This window comes from Zobellella denitrificans (assembly GCF_002237365.1).
Classification (GTDB): domain Bacteria; phylum Pseudomonadota; class Gammaproteobacteria; order Enterobacterales; family Aeromonadaceae; genus Oceanimonas; species Oceanimonas denitrificans.
Window position 1 is genome coordinate 1 of record NZ_NMUO01000170.1, and the last position, 2,262, is coordinate 2,262.

Below are 2,262 nucleotides of genomic sequence, written 5' to 3' on the forward strand. Positions count from 1 at the left end.
AGATTTTTATAAGACGCAGGGCCAGCAGGCCCCGGCCGTAGTCGCTGGCGGGCGCCTTCAGCACCTGCTCCGCCGGGCCGGACTCCAGCACCTCGCCGCCCCGCACTATCATCACCTCGCCGCCCAGCTGGCGGGCCACGGCGATGTCGTGGGTAATGGTCAGCAGGCCGCCGCCCGCCTCCGCCACCTGCCGCAGCAGGCCGGTCACCTGGTCGCGGCTGCCCGCGTCCAGGCCCTTGGTGGGTTCGTCGGCAATGACGATGTCGGCGCCGCCGGTGCTGGCGGCGGCAAAGGCCAGCCGCTGCATCATGCCGCCCGAGAGCTGGCCCGGCAGCCGGTGCAGGGCGTGCCCCAGGCCGAGCCGGGTCAGATCCTGTTCGGCCTGGCGGCGGGCCTGGGCCCAATCGGCGCCGGCCACGTAGCGGTAGCCTTCGGCCACCTGCTCCACCGCCCGCATGGTCGGGTCCAGCGCCAGCCAGGGCTCCTGGGGCAGCATGGCGAGTTGGCGGCCCCACAGCCGCCGCCGGGCGGCGGCGGGCAGGTGGGTCAGCTCTTCGCCCCGCAGCCAGATCCGGCCCCGGGCCTGCAGCCCCGCCGGCAGGTTGCCCATAATGGCCTGGGCGATCAGGCTCTTGCCGGAGCCGGTTTCCCCCAGCAGGGTCAACGGCCGGCCGGCCCCGAGGGTGAACGACAGCGGCCGCACTATGGCATCTGCCGCCGCCACCGCCAGTTGTTCCACTTTCAGCAGTTCGGTCATGGCTTGCGGCCTCCCGCCAGCAGGTTGAGCGCCAGCACCAGCAGGAACACCGCCGCTATGGGTTGCAGCAGCACCCAGGGCGCCTCGTGGTAATAGGGCAGCAGCTCGGTCATCATCAGCCCCAGCTCGGCGGTGGGCGGGCGCAGCCCCACGCTGACAAAGCCCAGGGCGGCGATGGCCAGGATGGCGGTGGCGGCGCCGAAGGCGCCCAGGGTCAGCACCACCGGCGCCAGAGCCGGCCACAGGTGGCGGCGCAGTATGTAGCCGGGGCCGAAGCCGAGCAGGCGCGAGGCCTCGATTTGCGGCGAGGCCATCAGGGTGCGGGTGGTCAGGCGCACCACCCGGAAGTACTCGATCCACAGCACCAGGGCGATGCCCACGTACAGGGTCCAGAAGTTGCCCGGCGCTATGGCCACCAGCAGCAGCACCAGCAGCAGGCCGGGCAGGGCCAGCAGGGTGTCGGCCAGCACGCCCAGGGTCCGGTCCACCCAGCCACCGCGCCAGCCGGCCAGCACGCCCAGCAGCACGCCGGGCACGGCGGCGGTCAGCACCCCGAGCAGGGAAAGGCCGAGGGAAAGCTGCACCGCCGAGCTCATGCGGGCCAGCATGCTGCGGCCCAGGTGATCGGTGCCCAGGGGTTCGGCCAGGCTGGGCGCAGCCAGGATCTGGCTGTAGTTCTGCCGGGCCGGTTCCAGCTCGGTCACCAGCGGCAGGCCGAGGCCGAACAGGGCCAGCGCCAGCAGCAGGGCGGCGCCCAGGCGCTGGCGGGGGCTCAACCAGCGGCGCCCGGCGGCGGGAGTCGCCGGGGCAGCCAGGGTCGCGGTTTGGGTCATGCTTCCCTCCTTCTCGGGTCGATACGGTGGCACAGCAGATCCACCAGGGCGTTGAGCAGCACGAACATCAGCCCCAGCACCAGGGCGGTGCCCTGGATCATGGGGACGTCCCGCGCCACTATGGCGTGCACCAGGGCATGGCCGATGCCGGGCCAGGCGAACAGGGTTTCCACCACCACCACGCCTTCGATCAGGTACACCAGCTGCATGGCCTGGTGGGCCAGCACCGGCACCGCCACGTTGCGCAGGCCGTGGCGGCTGAACACCCGACCCTCGCCCAGGCCCTTGGTACGGCCAAAGGCGTAATAGGCGGAGTTGGCGACCCCCTGCATGGCGTTGCGGCTCACCCGGCAGGCCACGGCGGCCAGGCCCAGGGCCAGGGTCAGCGCCGGCAGCAGGGTGTGGGCCGCGGTGCCGTGGCCGGCGGCGGGCAGCCAGCCCAGCTGCACCGCCAGCAGCATCACCAGCAGGATGCCGATCACGAACTGGGGCAAGGCCCGCAGCACCGTGGCCAGCAGCAGGGTCACCCGGTCGAGCCGGCCGCCGGGCCGGAGCCCGGCCCGTATGCCGATCGGCTTGCCCCGCCCCCTTTCTCTTTTCTCCTTTTTCCGCGCCCTCTTTTTACTTTTTCTTTTCTTTTCTTCTTCTTCTCTTCTTTCTTCTTTTTTTTTT

3 protein-coding genes are annotated in these 2,262 nt (G+C 71.1%); all 3 read right to left on the reverse strand.

What is annotated here, in order from left to right:
• Nucleotides 1–757: ATP-binding cassette domain-containing protein (locus CGX12_RS19060; RefSeq protein WP_142995719.1), on the reverse strand; the 757-nt coding region annotated here is incomplete at its 3' end.
• Nucleotides 754–1,590: an ABC transporter permease gene (locus CGX12_RS19065; RefSeq protein ID WP_094041442.1), complete on the reverse strand. Its 837-nt coding sequence runs from the start codon at nucleotides 1,588–1,590 to the stop codon at nucleotides 754–756. The genes CGX12_RS19060 and CGX12_RS19065, both read right to left, overlap by 4 nt.
• Entirely contained in the window at nucleotides 1,587–2,162 is a 576-nt protein-coding gene (locus tag CGX12_RS19070) for an ABC transporter permease (protein ID WP_368073561.1), read from the reverse strand. Before CGX12_RS19070 ends, CGX12_RS19065 begins: the two co-directional genes overlap by 4 nt.
• Nucleotides 2,163–2,262: the final 100 nt, after the last annotated feature.